This is a genomic window from Cupriavidus sp. PB-02, from assembly GCF_058252315.1.
The window spans coordinates 2,867,070-2,889,498 of the sequence record NZ_CM177695.1 but is presented as its reverse complement, the minus strand read 5'-3'; the positions used below and the strand labels follow the sequence as shown (position 1 = coordinate 2,889,498).

Genomic DNA, 22,429 nt, shown 5'->3' with positions numbered 1-22,429 from the left:
GACGGTTTGAACCGCGTCCTCGTTCCCGTCGCGCTGTCCGCGCCGCCGATGCCGCCCGCGGCGCAGGTGCGGCTGCACCGCTGGTGCGGTGAGAGCATGGGCACGACCTGGTCGGTGGCGGCGTTGTTGCTACGGGCGGCTGATGCCGATCGCATCGCCGCAGGGATCCGGGCCGTGCTCGATGGCGTGGTCGCGCAGATGAGCAACTGGGAAGCGGATTCGGACCTGAGCCGCTTCAATCGCGCCGCGCCGGGCAGCTGGCACACGTTGCCGGACGACTGCTTCGCGGTGCTGCAATGCGCGCTGCAGGTGGCGCGCGACAGCGGCGGTGCCTATGACCCGAGCGCCGGCCCGCTGGTCGACCTGTGGGGCTTCGGCCCGGCGCCGAAGCGTAGCGCGCCGCCATCGCCTGACGCGGTGCAGGCGGCACGCGGCCGCTGCGGCTGGGTGCGCATCGAAGTCGATGGGGCAGGCAAGCGCGCGCTGCAGCCCGGCGGCGCCTCGCTGGACTTCTGCGCCATCGCCAAGGGCTTTGCCGTCGACGCGGTGGCGAGCTACCTGCGCGAGCAAGGCCTGGACCACCACCTGACCGAGATCGGCGGTGAACTGCGCGGCCATGGCGTCAAGCCCGACGGCATGCCGTGGTGGGTCGCGCTGGAAACGCCGCCGGGGCTCGGCACCGGCGCAGCGGGGCAGACGCTGGTCGCGCTGCACGGCTTGTCGGTCGCCACCTCCGGCGATTATCGCCGCTACTTCGACAGCGACGGCCGGCGCTACGCCCATACCATCGATCCGCGCACCGGCTATCCGGCCAGCCACGCGCTCGCTTCGGTCACGGTGCTGCATGCGCAGTGCATGCTGGCAGATGCGCTCTCTACCGCGCTGACCGTGCTCGGCCCCGAGGCCGGCATGGTGCACGCGCACCGCCACGGTATCGCCGCGCGCTTCCTGGTGCGCACGCCGGACGGTTTCGAAGAACACCTTTCCCCGGCGTTCGCCGCGATGCTGGCATGAGCCGGCCTTCCGCTTTCGCCGGCGCGAGCTGGCTCGCCGTGGCCGGCGGCGTGGCACTGGCGCTGCTGGGCCCGTCGCGCGCCGTCACGGCAGCCGGTGTGGTTGCGGCCTATGCGGGCTTCTGCGGCGCGGTGATCGCGCACCATCGCCAGCGGCGCGCGAGCGTGGCGGCGTTGGCAAGCCCCGCGGACGACGCCACGCTGGTCGCCTATGCCAGCCAGACCGGGTTTGCCGAGCAACTGGCGCTGCAGACCGCCACCGCGCTGCAGGGCGCGGGCATGCCGGTGCAGCTGCTGTCGCTGGCCGAGGTCGATGCAAGACGCCTGGCCGCATGCCGGCAGGCGCTGTTCGTGGTCAGCACCACGGGCGAGGGCGACGCGCCTGACAGCGCTTCCGGCTTTGCGCGCCGCTTGCTGGCCGGCGCGGATGGCCTGCGCGAACTGCGCTACGGCATCCTGGCGCTGGGCGACAGCAGCTACGCACGCTTCTGCGCCTTCGGCCACGCGCTCGACGGCTGGCTGCAACGCCATCGCGCGCAGCCGCTGTTCGACCTGATCGAAGTCGACAACGGCGATGCCGGCGCGCTGCGCCACTGGCAGAACCACCTGTCGGCGCTGAGCGGCGGCGCCGAGATCGCCGACTGGGAACGCCCGCGCTACGGCAGCTGGCGGCTGGCGCAACGCCGTCACCTGAACCCGGGCAGCCAGGGCGCGCCGGCCTTCCATATCGCGCTGGCACCGCAAGCAGGCGCCGCATTGGACTGGCAGGCCGGTGACCTCGCCGAGGTCGGCCCCTGCCACGCACCGGCCGAGGTCGAGCGGCTGCTGGCGCGGCTCGCGCTGGATGGCGGCACACCGGTGCGCTGCGATGGCCACGCCATGACGCTGGCCCAAGCGCTCGCCACGCGCATGCCGTTGCCCGAGCCGCACTTTGCCGCGATGCAGGGCCTGCCGCCGCAGCAACTGGTGGACGTGCTGTCGCCCCTGCCGCACCGCGAGTATTCGATCGCATCGCTGCCGCAGGACGGCACGCTCGAGCTGCTGGTGAGGCAGACCCGCCATGGCGATGGCCGCCTGGGGCTGGCCTCCGGCTGGCTGACGGCCCATGCGCAAGCGGGGGCGCGCATCGCATTGCGCATCCGCACCAACCGCAGCTTCCATCCGCCGGCCGACGACCGGCCGCTGATCCTGGTCGGCAACGGCACGGGCCTGGCCGGGCTGCGCGCGCATCTCAAGGCTCGCGCCGCGGCGGGACAGCGGCGCAACTGGCTGTTGTTCGGCGAGCGTTCGGCGCAGCACGATGGTTTCTTTGCCGATGAGCTGGCCGCGTGGCAGGCCGATGGCACGCTGCAGCGCGCGGACCTGGTGTGGTCGCGCGACGGCGGCGCGCTGCGCCACGTCCAGGACGCGCTGCGCGCGCATGCCGGCGCGGTGCGCCAGTGGGTCGACGACGGCGCGGCGATCTATGTCTGCGGCAGCCTGCAGGGCATGGCCGGCGGCGTCAACGACGCGCTGGCGGAGATCCTCGGTGAGGACACACTGCGCCAGCTGGCCGACCACGGCCGCTACCGGCGCGACGTCTACTAAACCTCGTAGCTGCAAGCAACTGCCGTGCGGAGATCGGCCGCGCGGCTCGCGCCCGGGCCGGGCATGCACTATCTTCGGTGTGGTCTGCAAAGCATCTGCAGCCAACAACAATACCGAGGAGACCTGATTGATGTTAAGCACCCCCCGCCGCATCGCGGCCGCGCTGGCCCTGCTCGTCACCACATCGGCCGCCATGGCCCAGGCACCCCGCGCCGAACGCCTGGCTGTACCCGGCCTGGAAAAACCCGCCAGTGTGCTGGTCGACCGCTGGGGCGTGCCGCATATCTATGCCGGTACGCTCTACGACGCCTTCTACGTGCAGGGCTTCATGGCCGCGCGCGACCGCCTGTGGCAGATCGACCTGTGGCGCAAGCGCGGCCTCGGCGAAATGGCCAGGGACTTCGGCCCGGCCTATGCCGACGGCGACCGCATGGCGCGCGCGGTGCTGTTCCGCGGCGACATGTACCGCGAATGGCTCGCCTACGGCTCCGACGCCAAGCGCGTGGCCGAGGCCTTCGTGGCGGGTGTGAATGCCTACGTGGCGCTGACCGAGCAGAAACCCGAACTGCTGCCGCCTGAATTCCGCAAGCTCAACTACAAGCCCGCGCGCTGGCGCGCCGACGATATCGTGCGCATCCGCCACCACGGCCTGACGCTGAACTTCACCGGCGAAGTCGAGCGCGCGCAGCTCTACTGCCGGGCCAGGAACGAGGCCGCGCGCGCCGACTGGCTGCGCCGCGAACTCGATCCGCCGGTCGAGCCCAAGCTGAACCCTGGCCTCGATCCCTGCACGGTGCCCGCGGCCGAACTGCGCCGCGCCTATGAACTGGCCACCGCCGCCGCGCGCTTCCCGAAAGAGGCGTGGACCACCGAACAGGCCGGCACCATCCCGCTCGACCAGCTCTACGCGCTGGTCGATCCCAACAGCGATACCGGCCGCAGCCTCGGCTCCAACAACTGGGTCATCGGCGGCAAGCGCACCGCCACCGGCCGCCCGATCCTGGCCAACGACCCGCACCGCTCGCACGGCGCGCCCAGCCTGCGCTATATCAGCCACCTGAACGCGCCGGGGATGTCGGTGATCGGCGCGGGCGAGCCCTTTCTGCCAGGCATCTCGATCGGGCACAACGGCACCATCGCCTTCGGCCTGACGCGCTTCTACATGGACCAGGAAGATCTCTACGGCTACGAGCTGAATCCGGCCAACCCGCGTGAATACAAGTACAAGGGCCGCTGGGAGCCGATGGAGACCGTCACCGAAGAGATCGCGGTCAAGGGCGAGTCCGCGCCGCGCAAGGTCGCGATCGACTTCACGCGCCACGGCCCGGTACTCCACGCCGATGCCGCGCGGGCGTGGGCGCTGCGCGCCGCGTGGCTCGACTACGGCATGGCGCCGTACTTCGGCTCGATGGACTATATGCGCGCGCGCAACTGGGACCAGTTCCGCGGCGCCATGAACCGCTGGGGCGCGCCGGGCGAGAACCAGGTCTATGCCGACACCGGCGGCAATATCGGCTGGGTCCCGGGCGGGCTGACCGTGAACCGGCCCAACTGGGACGGCCTGACGCCGGTGCCGGGCGACGGGCGCTACGAATGGGCCGGCTACCGCAATATGGACGAGCTGCCATGGGCCTATAACCCCACGCCAGGCTATATCGTCACCGCCAACGAGAACAACATCCCGCCCGAGCACCCGGCCGCCAAGCTGGGCGTGGGCTACGAATGGAGCGACAGCTCGCGCGCGCGCCGGCTCAAGGCGGTGGTGGGCGCCAGTCCGCGCAGCTCGGTGCAGGACTCGATGGCATGGCAGAACGACACCGTGTCGATACCGGCGCAGCGGGTGGTGGCGCTGGTGAAGGACCTGCGCAGCGACGATGCGCAACTGGCGCGCGGCCTCAACCTGCTGCGCGGCTGGGACGGCAACGAGCGCGCCGACAGCGCCGCGGCCGCGCTGTTCGAGGTCTGGTTCAGCAAGCACCTGCGGCCGGCGGTGGTGCACGCGTCGCTGTCGCCGGAGTCCGCCAGGCTGGTTGGCGCGGGCGATGCCGCGCGCGTGCTCGCGGTGCTGGAGCAGCCGGGGCCGTGGATGCCGGTGGAGCGGCGCAATGCGGTGATGCTCGAATCGCTGAAGGCGGCGATGGCCGAGGTCGAGGGCAAGCTTGGTCCCGATCCGCGCGCGTGGCAATGGGGCAAGCTGCACACGGCGGTGTTCTCGCATCCGATGGACCCGATCCTGACGGATGCCGAGCGCCAGCAGTACAACGTGAATGCCGGACCGATCGGCGGCTCGGCGTTCACGCCGATGAATACCAGCTATCGCAATTCCGACTTCCGGCTGACCGCGGGGGCGTCGTTCCGCATGGTGCTGGATGTGGGCGACTGGGATGCGTCGCGCGTGGTCAATACGCCGGGGCAGTCGGGGAATCCGGCCAGCCCACACTATCGCGACCTGGCGCCGTTGTGGGCCAAGGGGGAGTATTTCCCGCTGGTTTATACGCGCAAGGCGGTGGAGAAGGCGAGTCGGGAGAGGCTGGAGTTGGTGCCGCAGTGAGTCTTCGTATGCCGGCGTATCGCAGGCTCATGCGATTCAGGGAGGGCCATTACGCCAGGCAAACGCACCCCTCTCCCGCGCGTGGGAGAGGGGTGGGGGAGCAAACCGGCGCCGGGCGACGCGCGCCATCTTCACTTCAACATCTTCATCAACGCCTCCGCCGCCACCTCGCCGCGCGCAAGCCGCGCGTCAGGCGCGGTTGACCACCGGCACCAGCGCGCCTTGCACCGCACGCGCGGCATCGGACGCGAGGAACAGGATCACGTCGGCCAGCGCATCCAGGCCGACCCAGCGCGCGTGCTCGGCATCCGGCATGGCCTGGCGGTTCTCCGGCGTATCGAGGATGCTGGGCAGCACCGCGTTGACGCGGATGCCGCGGTCGCGCAACTCGGCCGACATCGATTCGGTCACGCGCGCCAGCGCGTCCTTGGAGGCGCAGTAGGCGCCCATCTGGGCAAGGCCGCGCGCGGCGGAGTTGGCGCCGACGTTGACGATGCTGCCGCCACCGGCTTCGAGCATATGCGGCACCACCACGCGCGCCAGGTTCAGCACGGTGCGCACGTTCATGTCGAACAGGTGGTCCCAGGCCGCGGCGTCGGTCTCATGCACGGCCGGACCCATGGCGAAGCCGCCGGCCAGGTTGCAGACCACGTCGATGCGCCCGCATGCCTGGATCGCCTGCTGCACGGCTTGTCCGAGCTGCGCGGCATCGAGCAGGTCCGTCTGCAACGCCACGTGGCCGTTGCCGGCCTCGGGCAGCGGGGCCGCATGCCGATCCAGCAGCACCACCCGCGCGCCCGCCTGGGCGAAAGCCTGCGCCACCGCGCGGCCGAGGTTGCCGCGCGCGCCGGTGATCAATACGTTCTTGCCGTTGAAGTTCATTTTGGGGGCTCCTGCGCCATGGCGGCGCGCATGATCGGATCAGAAAAGACGCAAGCCAGTCTACAAAACGCCGACCAACATATGCTTGCGAAATTGCCCCGGGCTAACCCTCGAAACGCACAGGAAGTTGCGCGCTTACGGCTTGTGCTGCCGTGGTGGCTTGCGTCGCGGTGCTTCCGGCTCAACGCCCGCGATCACCGGTGCCGCCGCCGTCCGTTCGAGAAACGCCACCAGCAGCCGCGCCGCAGGCGAGAGCAGCTCAAGGTCGCGGAAGCAGATCGCAAAGCGCCGCCGCGCCCAGTCATTGCGCAGCGGGATCACGCGCAAGCCAAAGGTGGCGGCGATTGGCGCGGCGATCTCGGCCGGGATGATGGTGATGCCGAGTTCCGCGCGCACGCAGCGCAGCGCCGCGTCGAAGGTCGATACCACCGCGCGGTAGGCGATGCGCCGGCCCAGGATCGCGGCATAGCGCGTCAGCATGGTCTGCACCGCCGTCTGGGCGGGCATGCCGATATGGTCGTAGCCGAGCGTGTCTTCGAACAGGCAATCGTACGCCCCGGCCAGCGGATGCCCGGCGTGCACCACCGCCGCCAGGTGGTCGGCGCGGTAGGGCCGGGTCTCGAAGCCCTCCAGGTCCGCCGCATCCCAGCAGATGCCAAGCGGCGCCGAGCCCTCGCGCAAGGCGCGCACCACGTCGCTGCTCAGGCTCTCCTCCACGGTGACGCGCACGTCGCGGTGTTCCGGCTGCTGCAGGAACGCGGCGATGTCGTCGGGCAGCGATTCCGCCATCGACGACACCGTGGCCAGCAGCCGCACCTGCCCGCGGATGCCGGAGCCGTAGTCCGCCATGTCCCGGGCCACGCGATCCGCCGCGGCCAGCATCGCGCGCGCATGCGCCAGCACCATCTCGCCGGCGGGCGTGGGGATCACGCCGCGGCGGCGGCGTTCCAGCAGCGTGGCGCCGACGGTCTCTTCCAGCTGCGCCAGGCGCTTGCTGATGGCGGAAGCGACAATATGTTCCTGCTCGCCCGCGCGCGCCATATTACGGGTTTCGCAGACGGCGACGAACAGGCGCAGCGTGGTGAGGTCGAGATCTCGCATTGGGGGCGTCGGTGTTTCCGGAATGGAATGGTAGCCGCGATATGGGTGCTTTATCGGCTCATTCGGGAATTCCCGCAGGTATGGCAGTGGCGCTTTAGAGACTTTCCGATTCGGAACGTTATCGTGCATAAATCACCGCTTCAGCTTGTCGCCAGAAACTCATAGAGTTCTTCCGTCGCCTCCTCCGCGGGGCCTTTCCCGAAGCCCCAAACCATGACCGCCCCTATCCCCCGCCATGCCGTAATCCGCGAAGTCGGCTTGCGCGACGGCCTGCAAAGCATCCGCACCATCCTGCCCACCGCAAGCAAGCAGGCGTGGATCCGCGGCGCCCACGCCGCTGGCCTGCGCGAGCTGGAAGTGGGCTCGTTCGTGCCCGCTCGCCTGCTGCCGCAACTGGCCGATACCGCCGAGCTGGTGGCCTTCGCCCGCACGCTGCCCGGCCTGTTCGTCTCGGTGCTGGTGCCCAACCTGCGCGGTGCGCAGGATGCGCTCTCCAGCGGCGCCGACCTGATGATCGTACCGCTGTCGGCCAGCCATGCGCACAGCCTGGCCAACCTGCGCAAGACGCCCGACGAGGTGGTGGCCGAAGTGGCGCGCATCCGCGCGGCGCGCGATGCCAGCGGCGCCAGGACGCTGATCGAAGGCGGCGTCGGCACCGCCTTCGGCTGCACGCTGCAAGGTCACGTCGATCCCGACGAGGTGCTGCGCCTGATGCAGGCGCTGCTCGACGCCGGCGCCGACCGCGTCAGCCTGGCCGATACCGTCGGCTATGCCGATCCGCGCATGGTGCGCGAGCTGTTCGCGCGCGCCGTCGAGATCGCCGGCGAGCGCTTCTGGTGTGGCCATTTCCACGACACCCGCGGACTCGGGCTGGCCAATGTCCACGCCGCGCTGGACGCGGGCGTGACGCGCTTCGATGCCTGCCTGGCCGGCATCGGCGGCTGCCCGCATGCGCCCGGCGCCAGCGGCAACGTTGCGACCGAAGACCTTGCCTACATGCTCGGCAGCATGGGCATCGACACTGGTGTCGACATCGCCCGCCTGCTGGCGCTGCGTGAAGACGTCGCCGCTTGGCTCAAGGATGAAACCCTGCACGGCACGCTGTGGCGCGCCGGCCTGCCCAAGACTTTCCCGGCCCAGCATGCTGGCGCCGCTTTCTGAGACGCAAGATGACCCAAGACAGCAACAGCAACTCCCTGCCGCTCGCCGGCATCCGCGTGGTCGAATTCACGCATATGGTGATGGGCCCCACCTGCGGCATGATCCTGGCCGACCTGGGTGCCGAGGTGATCAAGGTCGAACCGCCCGGCGGCGACAAGACCCGCAACCTGCCGGGCCTGGGCATCGGCTTCTTCCGCGCCTTCAACCGCAACAAGAAGAGCGTGGTGCTCGATATCACGACCGAGGAGGGGCGCGCCGCCGCCGCGGAGCTGGCCGGCCAGAGCGACGTGCTGCTGGAGAACTTCCGTCCCGGCCTGATGCAGAAACTGGGGCTGGACTACGCCACGCTGTCGCGCGACTACCCGCACCTGATCTACGTCTCGCACAAGGGCTTCCTGCCCGGCCCGTACGAGAACCGGCTGGCGCTGGACGAAGTCGTGCAGATGATGGGCGGCCTGTCCTACATGACCGGCCCCAGCGGGCGGCCGCTGCGTGCCGGCACCTCGGTCAACGACATCATGGGCGGCATGTTCGGCGCCATCGGCGTGCTGGCCGCGCTGCGCGAACGCGACCGCACCGGCCGCGGCCAGGAGATCCAGAGCGCGCTGTTCGAGAACTGCGTGTTCCTGGCCTCGCAGCATATGCAGCAGTTCGCGATGACCGGCGAGGCGCCGCCGCCGATGCCGTCGCGCGTCTCGGCGTGGAGCGTGTATGACGTGTTCACGCTGGCCGGGGACGAGCAGCTCTTTATCGGCGCGGTCAGCGACAAGCAGTTCGTCACGCTGTGCCAGGTGCTCGAACACCCGCAGCTTCTCGGCAAGCCCGAGTACGCCACCAATACCTCACGCGTGGCCGTGCGCCCGCAACTGCTCGCAGAGCTGGGCGCGATCCTGCGCCACCATCGCTCCGACGAACTGGCGCCGAAGCTCGAAGCCGCCGGCATCCCCTACGCGCCGATCGTGCGCCCGGACCAGCTACTCGACGATCCGCACCTGCTCGCCAGCGGCGGACTGGTGCCGATGCAGGCCGACGATGGTTCGACCACGCCCACGGTGCTGCTGCCGCTGCTGATGGGCGGGCGCCGCCCCGGCGTGCGCCGACCGCTGCCCAGGGCCGGCGAGCACAACGAAGAGATCCTGTCGCAGCTCGGCAAGGGCCGCGTTGGCTGAATGGCACGACGGGCATGCCGCGCCACAGCGGCAGCCCGCAAAACGACATCACGATAACGATACGGAGACAACCTCATGCAACGCCGTACCCTTCTCAAGTCTGGAGTGGCGCTGGCCGCCGTGTTCGCCACTGCGCTGGCCGTGCCTGGCTTCGAAGCCCTGGCCCAGGGCGGCACCGGCAAGCCAGTGCGCCTGATCCTGCCGATCAGCGCCGGCTCCGGCGTCGACACCATCGCCCGTGCGGCCGGCCCGGCACTGGGCAAGGCCTTCGGCCAGCCGGTGGTGATCGAGAACCTGCCCGGCGCCGGCGGCATCACCGGCGCCGCGGCGGTGGTCAAGGCGCAGCCGGATGGCAGCACGCTCGGGCTGGTTTCGAACAACCACGTGATCAATCCCAGCGTGTTCCGCTCGATGCCGTTCGATGCGATCCGCGACATCACGCCGATCAGTGTGATCGGCGCCACGCCGCTGGTGCTGGTGGTCAATCCGAAAGTGCCGGCAAAGAACGTGAAGGAACTGGTGGCGCTGCTCAAGGCCAAGCCTGACGGCTACAACTATGGCTCGTCGGGCAACGGCACCATCATCCACCTGGCCGGCGAGATGTTCCTCGACGAGGCGGGCGTGAGTGCGCGCCACGTGCCGTACAAGGGCACCGGGCCGATGCTGAACGACCTGATCGCAGGCCAGGTGGAGATGGGCGTGGTTGCGCTCAATGCCGTGGCTCCGCATCTGAAGGCGGGCACGTTGCGCGCCATCGGCCTGTGCGGTGACAAGCGCACCGCGGCCGCGCCCGAGATCCCGACCATCGCCGAGCAAGGGCTGCCCCGATACAACGTCGCGGGCTGGTTCGCCGTGGTCGGCCCGGCCGGCATGCCGCCCGCGGAAGTGAAGCGCGTGCACGATGCCTTTGCCAAGGCCTTCACCTCGCCCGAAGTGCTCGAGGCGATGAAGAAGCAAGGCACCGTGATCGAACCCGGCACGCCCGAAGCCGCGGCCAGCTTCTTCCGCAGCGAGGCCACGCGCTACGCCGCATTGGTGAAGAAGGCCAACGTCAAGGTCGAATAGCGCACCGCACGCATCCATCCACACTATCCACAACATGACTCTCTACAAGCTTGGCGAGCTCGCGCCCGCCATCGCCGGCAGCGCCTTTGTCGCTGCCGAAGCCACCATCATCGGCCGCGCCGAACTGGCCGATAACGTCTCGGTCTGGCCCGGTGCCGTGATCCGCGCCGACAACGAGCCCGTGACCATCGGCGCCGGCAGCAACGTGCAGGAAGGCGCGGTGCTGCATACCGATCCCGGTTGCCCGCTGACGCTCGGCGCCGGCGTGACCGTGGGGCACCAGGCCATGCTGCACGGCTGCACCGTCGGTGACGGCGCGCTGATCGGCATCCAGGCGGTGATCCTGAACAACGCGATGATTGGCGCCGAGTCCCTGGTGGCCGCCGGCGCACTGGTGACCGAGGGCAAGCAGTTCCCGCCGCGCTCGCTGATCCTGGGCTCGCCCGCCAAGGCCGTGCGCGAACTGACCGATGACGAAGTGAAGAGCCTGCGCGCAAATGCCGAGGACTATGTCCGCCGTGCCGCGCAGTACCGGGTGGCGCTCGAGAAGATCGGCTGATGGGCATCCGGCATATCTTTTGAGGCAGCGGGGCGCTGCCGTGCAGCCAATGCGCGCGGCGCCTAGAATCGTCCTGCATTCACCCGTCGCGGCATCCACCGGATCGCCGCCACGCCACACAGGAGAACGACGATGCCAGACAAGCCAGTCAGGATCCCCGGCCCCGACCATCCCATCACTGTCACGCCGACCTCCGGCCGGATCGTGGTCAAGGTCGGCGGTATTACCGTGGCCGACAGCGATGCCGCGCTGACGCTGCGCGAGGCCGACTACACGCCGGTGCAGTACATCCCGCGCGAGCATGTCGACATGGCGCAGCTGGAACGCACCACACACGCGACCTACTGCCCGTACAAAGGCGACTGCAGCTATTTCTCGATCCCCGCCGGCGGCGAGCGCTCGCGCAATGCGGTGTGGAGCTACGAGACTCCTTACGACGCGGTGGCCGCGATCGCATCGCACCTGGCCTTCTATCCGGACCGGGTCGACAGCATCGAAATCCTCCAACGCTAGCACGCAGGGTGCCGCCACGCAGGGCGGCATATCCATCCGCGAAACCTGTCGTTCCCTCATCCGCAGTGCACTGCTATCGTCTTTACGGCCGCATCCTCGCAGCGGACTCCGGCGTCATGCGCAAGCCCGTATTGGCACCGTTGAAGCACACGTGGCATGCACGCCGTTGCCATGCTTGCATTTCCGCGAGGCATGGCCTTTCATGAAGTCTTCCCGCAGCGGCCCGCCACCCCCCGGCGGATACCGTTCACGCCGCGAGCCGCCACGCCTTGTCCTGCATCGCAGCGCCAACCGCCCGGGAGGCACCATCATGCTCGGACTCACGCAGCTTGGCCTCGTCCATACCCTGATCAGCATCGCGGCACTGACGTGCGGCCTGGTGTCGTTGTGGCGCACGGGAGTGATTCGCGTGAGCAGCGCGCTGGGCTTCAGCTACGTGATCGGCACCACGGCGAGTTGCCTGACTGCCTTCGGCATCTTCCAGCATGGCGGTGTCGGCATGCCGCATGTGCTCGGTGTCATCACGCTGTTTGTGCTGGACGTGGCGGCGTATGCGGCGCGCGGCTCGTTCGGGCGCCCGGGCCGCTATATCGAAGTGGTGGCGCTGTCGCTGACGGTGTTCTTCCACTTCATCCCCGCGCTGACCGAGACCGGCAGGCGGCTGCCGGTGGGCAACCCGGTGTTCGCCAATGCCGACGCACCCGAACTCAAGGCGATCGTCGCCGTGCTGTTCGTGGTGTTCCTGGTGGGTGCCGTGTTGCAGGTCCGCTTCCTGCAACGTGAGCCGGAGGCTGGCATGAGGACTTTCCCCGGGCGCATCGCCTGAAAAATCTCTTACGGTGCGAGCGCCGCATCGATCATCGCCACGCCCAGCCCGACCAGCAGCGCCACGGCCGAGGCGATAAACCATCGCACCGTCTTGCGGTATTCCTCGACGGCGTCGTCCTCGATGCGCAGCGCGCGGAACAGCGCGACGATCTGCAGCGACACAGCGGCCAGCAGCGAGACCGCGGCGAACAGCGCGCGCAGGTTCCAGTGGCCAGGGGTCTCGAAGCCCCAGAAGCGCCAGAACGCCAGCGAGAAGCCCAACAGCACGGTGATGGCGGTGATGATGCCCTGGCGATAGCCGTTGGGCACCACCTGCGGAGCCGGCGTGGCGGGTGGGGTGGCGGGTTCTGCTGCATCCATGGCGCGTCTCCGGGTCGGCGGTGGCGTTGGATGCAGTCTAGTGCGGATCAGCCTTTGCTGAAGATGCTGTAGAAATCCGGCGCGCCGCTGTCGGGCATGCTCAGGTCGAGCGAGGCTTCGATGTGTTCCAGGTGCTCGGCCATCAGCGCGCTGGCGCGCGCGGCGTCGCGCTGTTCGATCGCGTCGATCAGCTGGCGGTGCTCGTGCTCGGCACAGGCGGGGGCGCCGGGGCGGTCATACAGTGTGATGATCAGGCAGGTCAGCGAGACCATCTCGCGGATCAGCTTTTCCAGGATCGCATTGCCGGCCATCTCGGCCAGCAGGATATGGAATTCGCCGGACAGGCGGATCATCGCGGCGCGGTCGCCACGGCCGCGCGCGTTGTCCTCTTCCATTGCATGGCGGCGCAGGCTGCGCACCTTGGCCGGCGTGGCGCGTTGTGCAAGCTCGGCGGCCAGCGCGGGCTCGACCACGCGGCGTGCCTGGAACACCTCGCGCGCTTCGTCCACCGTGGGGCTGGAAACGAAGGCGCCGCGGTTGGGCACCAGCGTGACCAGCTTCTCATGCGCCAGGCGCGCGAACACCTGCCGGATGCGGGCGCGGCTGGCGCCGGTGACTTCGCACAGGCGTTCTTCCACCAGCTTGGTGCCGGCCAGCAGGCGGTGCTCCATGATGGCGGTCAGCAGGCCGAGGTAGATGGCCTCGGTGGCGGAGGCTTCGCTGGCCTCTGTGCCCGCGGCTTCATCCGGTGCGGCATTGTTGGCCTTGGTTGCGGCCCTGGCCGGGGCTTTCGTTGCGGGCCGGCGCGGCGCCCTGGCTGCCGCGTCGGGCGCCGCCTTCTTCGATGTGGTTGCCATATCAGGGTACGGACATTCAGCCTGTCGCCGGAACTGGCGACGAAATCCGGCTATATCGTACACAAATATGGCGACGCGCACGGCGCTATCAGGCCGCGGCGGCTTCCTCGCGTAGCTTGCCGACGGTATCCGCGCGGCTCGCCGGCTGCCACGGATGCGCCTGCGCCCAGTGCCGCGCGATCTCGACACGGCGGCAGATCCACACCTTGTCATGGCCCTGCACATAGTCGAGGAAGCGCTGCAGCGCGCGAAAGCGGCCCGGCCGGCCGAGCAGGCGGCAGTGCATGCCGATCGACAGCATCTTCGGGCTGTCCAGGCCACCGGGATCGCCCTCCTCATATAGGACGTCGAACGCATCCTTCAGGTATTGGAAGTACTGCTCGCCGGTGTTGAAGCCCTGCGGCGTGGCAAAGCGCATGTCGTTGGAGTCCAGCGTGTACGGCACCACCAGGTGCGGCTTCTTCTCGCCGCTGGTGACTTCCACCTCGGTCCAGAAGGGCAGGTCGTCGCCGTAGTAGTCGGAGTCGTACAGCAAGCCGCCGTGCTCGACCACCAGCCGGCGCGTATTCGGGCTGTCGCGGCCGGTGTACCACCCCAGCGGCATCTCGCCGGTCAGCTCCTTGATGATCTGCATGCCGATGCGCATATGCTCGCGCTCGGTGGCTTCGTCGATGCCCTGGTAGTGGATCCAGCGCCAGCCGTGGCAGGCAATCTCATGGCCCAGTTCGACAAAGGCGCGCGTCAGTTCAGGATGGCGCTGCAGCGCCATCGACACGCCGAAGATGGTGAGCGGCAGGCCGCGCTTCTCGAACTCGCGCAGGATGCGCCAGACGCCGGCGCGCGAGCCGTATTCGTAGATCCCCTCCATGCTCATGTGGCGGTCGGGGTAGGCCGCGGCGCCGACGATCTCGGAGAGGAACTGTTCGGAGGCAGCGTCGCCGTGCAGCACGCAGTTCTCGCCGCCTTCTTCATAGTTGAGGACAAACTGCACGGCGATGCGGGCGCCGCCGGGCCAGCGGGCGTGTGGCGGCTGCGCGCCGTAACCGATCAGGTCGCGTGGGTAGCGTGGCTGGAGCATATTGCTTTGGCAGGAAGAGGGGGTCGAAAGAAGGTCAGTTGAGCGCATAAGGCGCCAGCATGCCGGCGTACGCCTTGGGCAGCGGCCGCGCCCAGTCGCCGCGCTTGCTGGTGGCCAGGCGCACCGAGACCAGCGCCTCGGCCATCTTGACCGCGCACACCACGCCATCGATCACCGGCGCGCCGATGGCGTCGGCGATCTCGTCGCACAGGTCGGTCATGCCGGCGCAGCCGAGCACGATGCATTCGCTACGGTCTTCGGCGAGCGCGCGGCGGCAGGCCTCGGTGATGATGCGGCGCGCGTCCGAGCCCGGGCGCTCCAGCTCCAGCACCGGCAGGTCGCAGGCGCGCACGTTGTTGCAGAAGCGCTCCATGCCATAGCGCTCGGCCAGGTGCCAGGCGATATTGCAGGTGCGCGCCAGCGTGGTCACCACGCTGAAGCTGCTGCCGACCATGCTGGCCATATGCATCGCGGCCTCGGCAATGCCGATCACGGGCCCGCGCGCCACCTCGCGCGCCGCATACAGCCCAGGGTCGCCGAAGCAGGCGATGACGTAGCCGTCCACGCCTTCCTGCTCGCCGGCCAGGATCTCGTCGAGGATGCCGGGCACGGACAGCGCCTCGTCATAGTGGCTCTCGATCGAGGCCGGTCCCATGCGCGGGTTGACCGCGCTGATGCGCGTGCCCGGCGCCGCCACGGCAACGGCGCACTGGCCGATCTTCTCGGTCATGGTCTGGGTGGTGTTGGGATTGATGATCTTCAGCTTCATGGACGCGGCTCTGCGAAGGTGCGGTCGAATGGATGGGGCGGTCGGGATCAGGCCTGGCTGGCGGCGCGGTTGCCGAAGTGGGCAGCCATCATGCGCGGCGCCAGCTGGCGGTACAGCACCAGCGCGATACCCATGCCGATAAACCAGCTGTAGTTGGCCGCAGGCTGCCACGCGGGCACTACCACGCACAGGATCGGGATGATTGCGGCCGGGATCATGGTGGCCACCGCTGCCGGATTGAAGCCGTTGCGGTACCAGTAGCGGCCGCGCGGGCTCAGCGTGTACAGGTCGTCGACCTCCACGTGCTGGCGGCGCACCAGGTAGTAGTCGGCGATCAGGATGCCGAACAGCGGCCCGATAAAGGCGCCCAGCACATCGAGCGTGTAGTGGATCACGGCCGGGTTGTTGTACAGGTTCCAGGGCGTGATGAAGATCGATGCCACCGCGGCGATCATGCCGCCGGTGCGCCAGCTGATGTGCTTGGGCGATACGTTGGAGAAGTCGAACGCCGGCGAGACGAAGTTGGCGACGATATTGATGCCGATGGTCGCGGTCATGAAGGTGAACGCGCCCAGCAGCATGGCGAAGGTGCTGTCGATATGGCTGACGGTTTCCACCGGGTCGGTGATCAGCTTGCCGAACACCGGCAGCGTGGCCGAGGTGGTGATCACAGTCAGCAGCGAGAAGCCCAGGAAGTTGACCGGCAGCCCCCAGAAGTTGCCGCGCTTGACCGACTTGAAGTCCTTGGCATAGCGCGAGAAATCGCCGAAGTTCAGCATCGGGCCAGAGAAGTACGACACCACCAGCGCGATCGCGCTCAGCATCACCGGTACCGCTTCCCAGCCGGTGTACTTGATGAAGCTCAGCGTGAAGTTGACGTTCTCCCAGCCGGCCTTGCTGACCAGCCAGATCGCCAGCGCGATCATCACCACGTACACCGCCGGGCCGGCCAAGTCGATGAACTTGCGGATGGTTTCCATGCCGGTCCAGAACACCAGCGCCTGCAGCACCCACAGCACCATGAACGCGGCCCAGCCGAGCGTGGACAGGCCGGCAAAGCCATGCAGCTTGACGTCGGAATAGGGCGCAAGTGCCGGGAAGAAGTGCAGCGCCAGCACCAGGAAGGCGCTCGACGCGAGATAGGTCTGGATGCCGTACCAGGCCACCGCGATCAGGCCGCGGATCACGGCGGGGATGTTGGCGCCGAGCACGCCGAACGACGCGCGGCAGATCACCGGATAGGGCGTGCCGGTCACCTGGCTGGGCTTGGCGACCAGGTTGCAGAAGAACTGGACGATCAGGATGCCGACGAGCAGCGATACCAGCACTTGCCAGCTCGTCAGGCCGAGCGCGAACAGGCTGCCGGCGGTGATGTAGCCGCCAACGCTGTGCACATCGGACATCCAGAAGGCGAAGATGTTGTAGGTGCCCCAGGTTTGTTTGCGCAGGGGGGCCAGGTCTTCGTTGGTGAGGCGGTCGTCGTAACTCGGCTTGATCAGGGCGTTGCCGTGGGGGGCGTGCCCGGCTTGCACGTCTGGCGCGTCGGTTGGCGTGGCGCTCGTTTGCATCATCTGAGTCTCCTGGCAGATGGTTGTCTTGACGATAGGCGAACGTGCGGCCGTGTGGCTCTTTTGTGCGCCTTGAGTGGGTTGTTGTACTGTCTACTAAATTGTCTACAAAAATTCGTGTATGTGTAGACGATGTTGTAGATCATGGATTCTTGATTGTCAACATTCGATTTCCCTGAAGAGGGGGGAGGCGTTGGCGGCTGGTGCCTGCGGCATGCGTCGGTCGATGCTCGACGGCTCTCGCTGCTGGTGACATGTCGCCGTTGAACCAAGCGGTTCAAGCAACGACAACATGTCACCAGCAGCGAGAGCTATCGAGCCACCAAACAAAAAACCCCACTCCGAAGAGCAGGGTTCTGCAAGGCACACCATCCAGCTACAACAACAACTCAATAAGCAATCCTCGCCGTCAAGCTAACACTGCGAGGATCCCCCGGCTGCAGGTAGTTCTCATACTGGAAGCCCCAGTAGTGCTTGTTAGTCAGGTTGTTCAACGCCGCACGCAGCGTCACGTCCTTGCCTGCAACGCGTGTGTTGTAGGTCGCACCGACGTTAAACACCGTATAGCCAGCCGTCTCCAGCGTATTAGTCGCATTCAGCTTGGTGCCCCCCGTGTACTTGCCATCAACGCCAAGACGCAACCCCGGCACGAACGGCACGCGATAGCTCACGCGGCCGGCGAACACGAAGTCCGGCGCGCCAGCAACGCGGTTGCCACTGTTGGGGTTGCCCTTGTCGTAGTAGGTGTCCAGGTACATCGCGCTGGCGCCGAATTCCCACTGCGAACCCAGGCGATACACACCCGCCAGTTCCACCCCTTGGTAGATCGAGGTGCCGTCCTGCTGACGCGTCGGCACGCCGCCGCTGATGCTGTCATACTCCGCGCCGCGCTCGATCCGGAAAGCGGCCGCCGTGGCGCTCCACTTCTGTTGGTCGGCCTTGACGCCAACTTCATACTGCTTGCTGCGAATTGGGCTCAGCAGCTGGCGCGCGTTGGTATAACCGTCCGGCACGATCGAGCCCGGCTCCAGCGCTTCCACGTAGCTGGCATAGACCGTGGCCGTCGGCACCGGCTTGAACATCAGCGCGAGTGTGGGCGTCACCACGGCGCTCTTGCTGTAGCTCGACGTCACCGGCACATACCCGTTCTGCTCGAAGTTGGTCACGCGCAGGCCCGCCAGCACCGACCAGCGCTCGGTCAGCTGCACGGTATCGCTGGCAAACACCGACTTCTGCGTGATGTCGCTGTTGCGCACCTTGTTGAACGCCGTCGAGCTGAAGTACGTGTTGGTATTGGGCAAGAAGATATTGCCGGTGCCGATCACAGCGCCGAAGCCGTTGTTGTCATAGCGGTCGATCTGCTTCTGCCACGACAGGCCCGCCACCAGCTGGTGGCCGAACGGGCCGGTGCGGAACTTGCCTTCCAGCATCGCCTGCCACTGGCCCACCTGCTGGTTCTGCGCGGTGTCGAAGCGCATGTCGCTGTAGTCCCCAGCCTGGTTCAGCAGGTTGTAGGTACTCTCGTTGCGGCTGCGGTTGACCTTGGTGAAGCTGTAGTTGGTGCTGACCGCCCAGTCCGGATTGACCTGGTAGCGCAGGCCCGTGGTGTAGAGCTGTAGGTTGGTGTTCAAGTGCTGGTCGGCGCCGGCGAAATTGCGGATGCGGCCCGACACCGCGGCCGGCAGCGCCGTGTCGCCGTAGCTCCAGAAGCTGAACGACGGCATCTGCCCGGTGGCGCGGCGGTCCTGGTAGATCGAGTCGAAGGTCCAGGTCAGGTCCTTGGTCAGGCGTGCGTCCAGGCCCAGCGACACCGTGTCGCGCTTGATATTGCGCGCGTTGTAGGGTGTGCCTTCCTCGTGCGTCGCGTTCAGGCGGTAGCCGAACATGTTATTCGGGCCGGCGCGGCCGCCCAGGTCGACGTGCTCGCTCCACACGTTGGCGGCGCGGTAGCCGAGCTCGAACGAGGCGGTGAAGGTGTCGGTCGGCTTCTTGGTGACGTAGTTGACGATGCCGCCCGGCGTGGCAAAGCCGTACATGAAGCCCGGCAGGCCCTTGAGCAGTTCCACCTGCTCCAGATGCTCGTACGGCAGCGTGATGCCGTAGGCCACGAACGGCAGGCCGTTGATCTTGAAGCCGTTCTGCCAGTCGATCTGCAGGCCGCGCACGGTCAGGTAGCTGGACCAGCTGTTGTAGCCGTTGCTGTTGTCGGTGACCGAGGCGTCCATCGCGAACACGTCGCCCAGCTTGCTGACCTGGCGGTCGGCGAGGTCTTCGCCGGTGACGATGGTGGTGGAGTAGGGCGTGTCCAGCTGCGTGCGCGAGCCGAGCGCGCCGGCGCTGGCTTTTTTCTCAAGCTGCAGGCCGGAATCGTCCACCGCGGTGGCGGTGACGGTCACCGCGGGCAGCGACTGCGCGTCGGCCGGGGAGGTGGTTTGCTGCGCCAGGGCGGCCGCTGCGGGGAAACCAGTCAGGACGGCCAGTTGCGCCAGCACGGCGAAATGGCGGGGTTTGGGTGCGCGAAAATGCGCGGCGCGGATGACTGGGCGGCTCATGAGGCAGGGTGAGGCGAGTGGACCAAAAGGCGAATGTAGATACAAATACGAATAATTCGCATTTACGAAAAGTCCGAATGATGCCTAGGCCGGGGTGGGGCGTCAAGCTGCGGGGTGGGGTGTTGTGGTGAAAGCAACGGATGGCTCGCGTAGCCCGCTCGCGCTACGCTGTTCGCCTGACTCGCCTAAGGATTGCTGGAGCCTGCCCTGTCTGCTTCGACTTTCGTTCGTGCCCGGATCGACGCGCAAATCAAGGAAGAGGCTTCCGCCGTGCTGGCAGCGCTGGGCCTGACGGTGTCAAGCGAACAACCCTACAACGGCTTCTGAATTCCCTCATACACCTTATCCAACTCCGCGATCCGCTCGTTATACCGCTGCTTCAGGCATTCGACATTGCGCCCGCACTGCCGCCGCTGCTTCAGCCACGCCCGCTGCTTGTCCTGCATGTCGCCCCGCACCCCCATTGCAAACAGCCCGCTAAGCAGCTTGTATTTGGTGCTCAGCTCCACGTCCTTGTCATTGAGTGCGCGGTCGGCGCAGATGGCGATTTCATCCGGCAGGCGCGCCTTGCCGCAGTCGAAGCTGGCGGCATTGGCAAGTGGTGCGGTGAGAGCGCCCAGCAGGGCAAGGGAAACAAGCCGGTGGTGAAGGTGCATCGTGCTGTCCTCGGGCGAAATCGGGCGAAATCGGGCGTCGATTAAAGGGCGCGCAGCGCGTATGCATCGCGCGCCCCAACAAGGATAGCTCGCACCCCGCCGCTACAGCCCCAGCTGCTTCGCTGCCAGGTCCTTCATGATCTCCTCCGCGCCGCCGCCGATCATCATCACCTTGACCTCGCGATACAGCCGCTCGACCCGGCTGCCACGCATATAGCCCATGCCCCCAAGCAGTTGCACGGCGCGATCCGCGCAGAACTGGAAGGTGCGCGTGGCCTGGTTCTTGGCCATGGCGATCTGCGCCACCGGCGCGGCACCGTCGTCCAGGCGCGCGGCCAGGTCGTCGAGCAGCGCGCGCGTGGCTTCGATGCGGGCGGCCATGTCGACCAGCTGGTGGCGCACCACCTGGTGGTCGGCCAGCCGCTTGCCGAAGGTGCGGCGTTCGCGCGCCCAGGCCAGCGCGTCGTGGAAGCAGACCTGCGCATAGCCGCATGCGGCTGCGGCCAGCGCCAGCCGTTCGTGGTTGAAGTTGCGGGTGATGGCGGCGAAGCCCTTGCCTTCCTCGCCGATGAGGTTCTCCACCGGCACGCGGCAGTCCTCGAAGAACAGCTGCGCGGTGTCCGACGCCCACCAGCCCATCTTCTTCAGCGGCGTGCGCGTGAGGCCCGGTGTATCGCCCTCGACCAGCAGCAGCGACACGCCGCCAGAGCCCGGTCTGCCGGTACGCACGGCCACCGTGATGTAGTCCGCGCGCATGCCCGAGGTGATGTAGAGCTTGGTGCCGTTGACCACGTAGTGGTTGCCCTCGCGGCGCGCGCTGGTCGTCAGTTGCGCCACGTCGGAGCCGGCACCGGGCTCGGTGATCGCCAGCGCGGAGATCTTCTCGCCCGACAGGATCTGCGGCAGCACGCGGGCCTTGAGCGCATCGCTGCCCACCGCCGCGATCGGCGGCGCGCCGATGGTGTGCGAGAACAGCCCCGAAGCGATGCCGCCCGAGCCGCCCCAGGCGCGCTCCTCGAACAGGATCATGCGGTAGAAGGCATCGCAGGGCGCCCCGCCATATTCCTCCGGAAAGCCCGGCTGCAGCAGCCCGGCTTCGGCCGCCTTGCGGTAGAGCTCGCGCGGGAAACTGCCGGCTTCGTCCCAGGCTTCGGCATGCGGGGCGACTTCCTTCTCGAAGAAGCGCCGCACGCTGGCGCGGAACGATTCATGGTCAGCGCTGTAATAGCGCGGGTTGGGCGGCTGCAGGATCATGGTGTCGATCCTTCGGCGGACGGTGTCAGGCACTGCGGCAGCGTGTAGAGCGGAAAGCCGTTGAACGGCTGCGAGCGCCGGTGCTCGGGCAACGCCCACGTGTGCTTGGCATTGGGCACGCCGCCATCGATGCGCAGGGTCGAGCCGGTGATGAACGACGCCGCCGGCGACAGCAGGAACACCACCGCCGCCGATACCTCGGCCTCGGTGCCCAGCCGCTGCAGCGGCACCTTGCGCGCGAGCTGGCGGATCTTGGCCTGGAACTCGGGCGGATAGGTGTCGAAGCCGCTCGAGGCGATCCAGCCCGGCGCGACCGCGTTGACGCGCACGCCGGCCGCGGCCCATTCGCAGGCGGCGGTCTCGGTGAAGGACAGCATGCCCGCGCGCGCCGCGCCGGAGTGGCCCATCCCCGGCATCCCATTCCACATGTCGGCGATGATGTTGACGATGGCGCCGCCGTTGGCTTCCATCCATTGCGTGAAGCACTCGCGCGCTACCAGGAAGCCGCCGGTCAGATTGTTGCGCACCACCGCTTCCCAGCCCTTCAGGCTGATATCGCGCAGCGGCGACGGGAACTGGCCGCCGGCGTTGTTGAACAGGCCGTCGAGGCGGCCATGCGCGGCCAACATCGCGGCCACCGTGTCGCGCACCTGCGCTTCGTCGCGGATATCGCAGGCGTGCAGCGTGATGCGGCTGGCGGCTTCGGGCTCGGCGGCGACGATCTCGGCCTTTACCTGTTCGAGCTTGTCGAGCTTGCGCCCGGCCAGCGCCAGGCCCGCGCCCAGGCTGGCGAGCTCGTGCGCGGTGCAACGGCCGATGCCGCTGCCGCCGCCGGTGATGAGGATGGTGCGGCCCGCGAACAGCCCGCGATGGAAGATCGATCGGTATGGCATGCGGTGCTCCGGG

General features: G+C 67.8%; 21 protein-coding genes. 10 read left to right on the top strand and 11 right to left on the bottom strand.

Features of this window, described 5'->3' with window-relative positions; genetic code table 11:
* Positions 1–6 precede the first annotated feature (6 nt).
* From AC10V3_RS33865 to AC10V3_RS33855, 3 genes are all read left to right on the top strand, one after another.
* On the top strand, positions 7–1,014 hold the full coding sequence (locus tag AC10V3_RS33865) for an FAD:protein FMN transferase (RefSeq protein ID WP_022539785.1): 1,008 nt from the start codon (positions 7–9) through the stop codon (positions 1,012–1,014).
* Positions 1,011–2,600 (top strand): sulfite reductase subunit alpha, encoded by a 1,590-nt coding sequence (locus AC10V3_RS33860; RefSeq protein WP_022539784.1) that lies wholly within the window; start codon positions 1,011–1,013, stop codon positions 2,598–2,600. Before AC10V3_RS33865 ends, AC10V3_RS33860 begins: the two co-directional genes overlap by 4 nt.
* A 130-nt stretch (positions 2,601–2,730) precedes the next feature.
* Positions 2,731–5,151 carry a penicillin acylase family protein gene (locus AC10V3_RS33855; RefSeq protein WP_022539783.1) on the top strand — a complete coding sequence of 807 codons (2,421 nt, stop codon included), beginning with the start codon at positions 2,731–2,733 and terminating at the stop codon, positions 5,149–5,151.
* 189 nt (positions 5,152–5,340) lie between these two features.
* Here the strand turns inward: AC10V3_RS33855 and AC10V3_RS33850 are convergent, their stop codons facing one another.
* Positions 5,341–6,033 carry an SDR family NAD(P)-dependent oxidoreductase gene (locus AC10V3_RS33850; protein ID WP_022539781.1) on the bottom strand — a complete coding sequence of 231 codons (693 nt, stop codon included), beginning with the start codon at positions 6,031–6,033 and terminating at the stop codon, positions 5,341–5,343.
* Positions 6,034–6,168: 135 nt separating this feature from the next.
* Entirely contained in the window at positions 6,169–7,134 is a 966-nt protein-coding gene (locus AC10V3_RS33845) for a LysR family transcriptional regulator (RefSeq protein ID WP_022539780.1), read from the bottom strand.
* A gap of 213 nt (positions 7,135–7,347) precedes the next feature.
* Here AC10V3_RS33845 and AC10V3_RS33840 point away from each other — a divergent pair, with 213 nt between their 5' ends.
* From AC10V3_RS33840 to AC10V3_RS33815, 6 genes are all read left to right on the top strand, one after another.
* On the top strand, positions 7,348–8,295 hold the full coding sequence (locus AC10V3_RS33840; protein ID WP_022539779.1) for a hydroxymethylglutaryl-CoA lyase: 948 nt from the start codon (positions 7,348–7,350) through the stop codon (positions 8,293–8,295).
* A gap of 8 nt (positions 8,296–8,303) precedes the next feature.
* Complete coding sequence (locus AC10V3_RS33835) at positions 8,304–9,464, top strand: CaiB/BaiF CoA transferase family protein (protein ID WP_022539778.1); 1,161 nt, start codon at positions 8,304–8,306, stop codon at positions 9,462–9,464.
* Between the two features lie 75 nt (positions 9,465–9,539).
* Positions 9,540–10,529 carry a Bug family tripartite tricarboxylate transporter substrate binding protein gene (locus tag AC10V3_RS33830; RefSeq protein ID WP_022539777.1) on the top strand — a complete coding sequence of 330 codons (990 nt, stop codon included), beginning with the start codon at positions 9,540–9,542 and terminating at the stop codon, positions 10,527–10,529.
* Positions 10,530–10,563: 34 nt separating this feature from the next.
* Positions 10,564–11,088, top strand: a complete 525-nt coding sequence (locus AC10V3_RS33825; protein WP_022539776.1) for a gamma carbonic anhydrase family protein — start codon at positions 10,564–10,566, stop codon at positions 11,086–11,088.
* Between the two features lie 132 nt (positions 11,089–11,220).
* Positions 11,221–11,601, top strand: coding sequence for a DUF427 domain-containing protein (locus AC10V3_RS33820; protein WP_022539775.1), 381 nt, complete (start codon positions 11,221–11,223; stop codon positions 11,599–11,601).
* A 310-nt stretch (positions 11,602–11,911) separates the two neighbouring features.
* Entirely contained in the window at positions 11,912–12,427 is a 516-nt protein-coding gene (locus tag AC10V3_RS33815) for a hypothetical protein (protein WP_022539774.1), read from the top strand.
* A gap of 8 nt (positions 12,428–12,435) precedes the next feature.
* Here AC10V3_RS33815 and AC10V3_RS33810 read toward each other — a convergent pair whose 3' ends face one another.
* The 6 genes from AC10V3_RS33810 to AC10V3_RS33785 all read right to left on the bottom strand — a co-directional run bounded on the left by AC10V3_RS33810 (position 12,436) and on the right by AC10V3_RS33785 (position 19,613).
* Positions 12,436–12,789, bottom strand: a complete 354-nt coding sequence (locus tag AC10V3_RS33810) for a hypothetical protein (protein WP_022539773.1) — start codon at positions 12,787–12,789, stop codon at positions 12,436–12,438.
* A 47-nt stretch (positions 12,790–12,836) separates the two neighbouring features.
* Positions 12,837–13,646, bottom strand: a complete 810-nt coding sequence (locus AC10V3_RS33805) for a GntR family transcriptional regulator (RefSeq protein ID WP_041681871.1) — start codon at positions 13,644–13,646, stop codon at positions 12,837–12,839.
* A gap of 88 nt (positions 13,647–13,734) precedes the next feature.
* Positions 13,735–14,724: an allantoinase PuuE gene (puuE, locus tag AC10V3_RS33800; RefSeq protein WP_022539771.1), complete on the bottom strand. Its 990-nt coding sequence runs from the start codon at positions 14,722–14,724 to the stop codon at positions 13,735–13,737.
* Between the two features lie 34 nt (positions 14,725–14,758).
* Positions 14,759–15,493 carry an aspartate/glutamate racemase family protein gene (locus AC10V3_RS33795; protein ID WP_490923965.1) on the bottom strand — a complete coding sequence of 245 codons (735 nt, stop codon included), beginning with the start codon at positions 15,491–15,493 and terminating at the stop codon, positions 14,759–14,761.
* Between the two features lie 47 nt (positions 15,494–15,540).
* Positions 15,541–17,064, bottom strand: coding sequence for an NCS1 family nucleobase:cation symporter-1 (locus AC10V3_RS33790; RefSeq protein WP_022539769.1), 1,524 nt, complete (start codon positions 17,062–17,064; stop codon positions 15,541–15,543).
* Positions 17,065–17,450: 386 nt separating this feature from the next.
* The gene (locus AC10V3_RS33785; RefSeq protein ID WP_022539768.1) at positions 17,451–19,613 is read right to left on the bottom strand and encodes a TonB-dependent siderophore receptor; all 2,163 of its coding nucleotides are present in this window, start codon (positions 19,611–19,613) and stop codon (positions 17,451–17,453) included.
* A gap of 192 nt (positions 19,614–19,805) precedes the next feature.
* Between AC10V3_RS33785 and AC10V3_RS33780 the strand changes: the two genes are divergently transcribed.
* On the top strand, positions 19,806–19,940 hold the full coding sequence (locus AC10V3_RS33780) for a type II toxin-antitoxin system RelB/DinJ family antitoxin (RefSeq protein ID WP_490923964.1): 135 nt from the start codon (positions 19,806–19,808) through the stop codon (positions 19,938–19,940).
* Here AC10V3_RS33780 and AC10V3_RS33775 read toward each other — a convergent pair.
* The 3 genes from AC10V3_RS33775 to AC10V3_RS33765 form a co-directional block, all read right to left on the bottom strand.
* Positions 19,925–20,269 carry a lysozyme inhibitor LprI family protein gene (locus AC10V3_RS33775; protein ID WP_022539767.1) on the bottom strand — a complete coding sequence of 115 codons (345 nt, stop codon included), beginning with the start codon at positions 20,267–20,269 and terminating at the stop codon, positions 19,925–19,927. The genes AC10V3_RS33780 and AC10V3_RS33775 overlap by 16 nt on opposite strands.
* Before the next feature lie 102 nt (positions 20,270–20,371).
* Positions 20,372–21,523 carry an acyl-CoA dehydrogenase family protein gene (locus tag AC10V3_RS33770; RefSeq protein WP_349607265.1) on the bottom strand — a complete coding sequence of 384 codons (1,152 nt, stop codon included), beginning with the start codon at positions 21,521–21,523 and terminating at the stop codon, positions 20,372–20,374.
* Positions 21,520–22,416 (bottom strand): SDR family oxidoreductase, encoded by an 897-nt coding sequence (locus AC10V3_RS33765; protein ID WP_041682253.1) that lies wholly within the window; start codon positions 22,414–22,416, stop codon positions 21,520–21,522. The genes AC10V3_RS33770 and AC10V3_RS33765 overlap by 4 nt, the downstream gene beginning before the upstream one ends.
* Between the last annotated feature and the right edge of the window lie 13 nt (positions 22,417–22,429).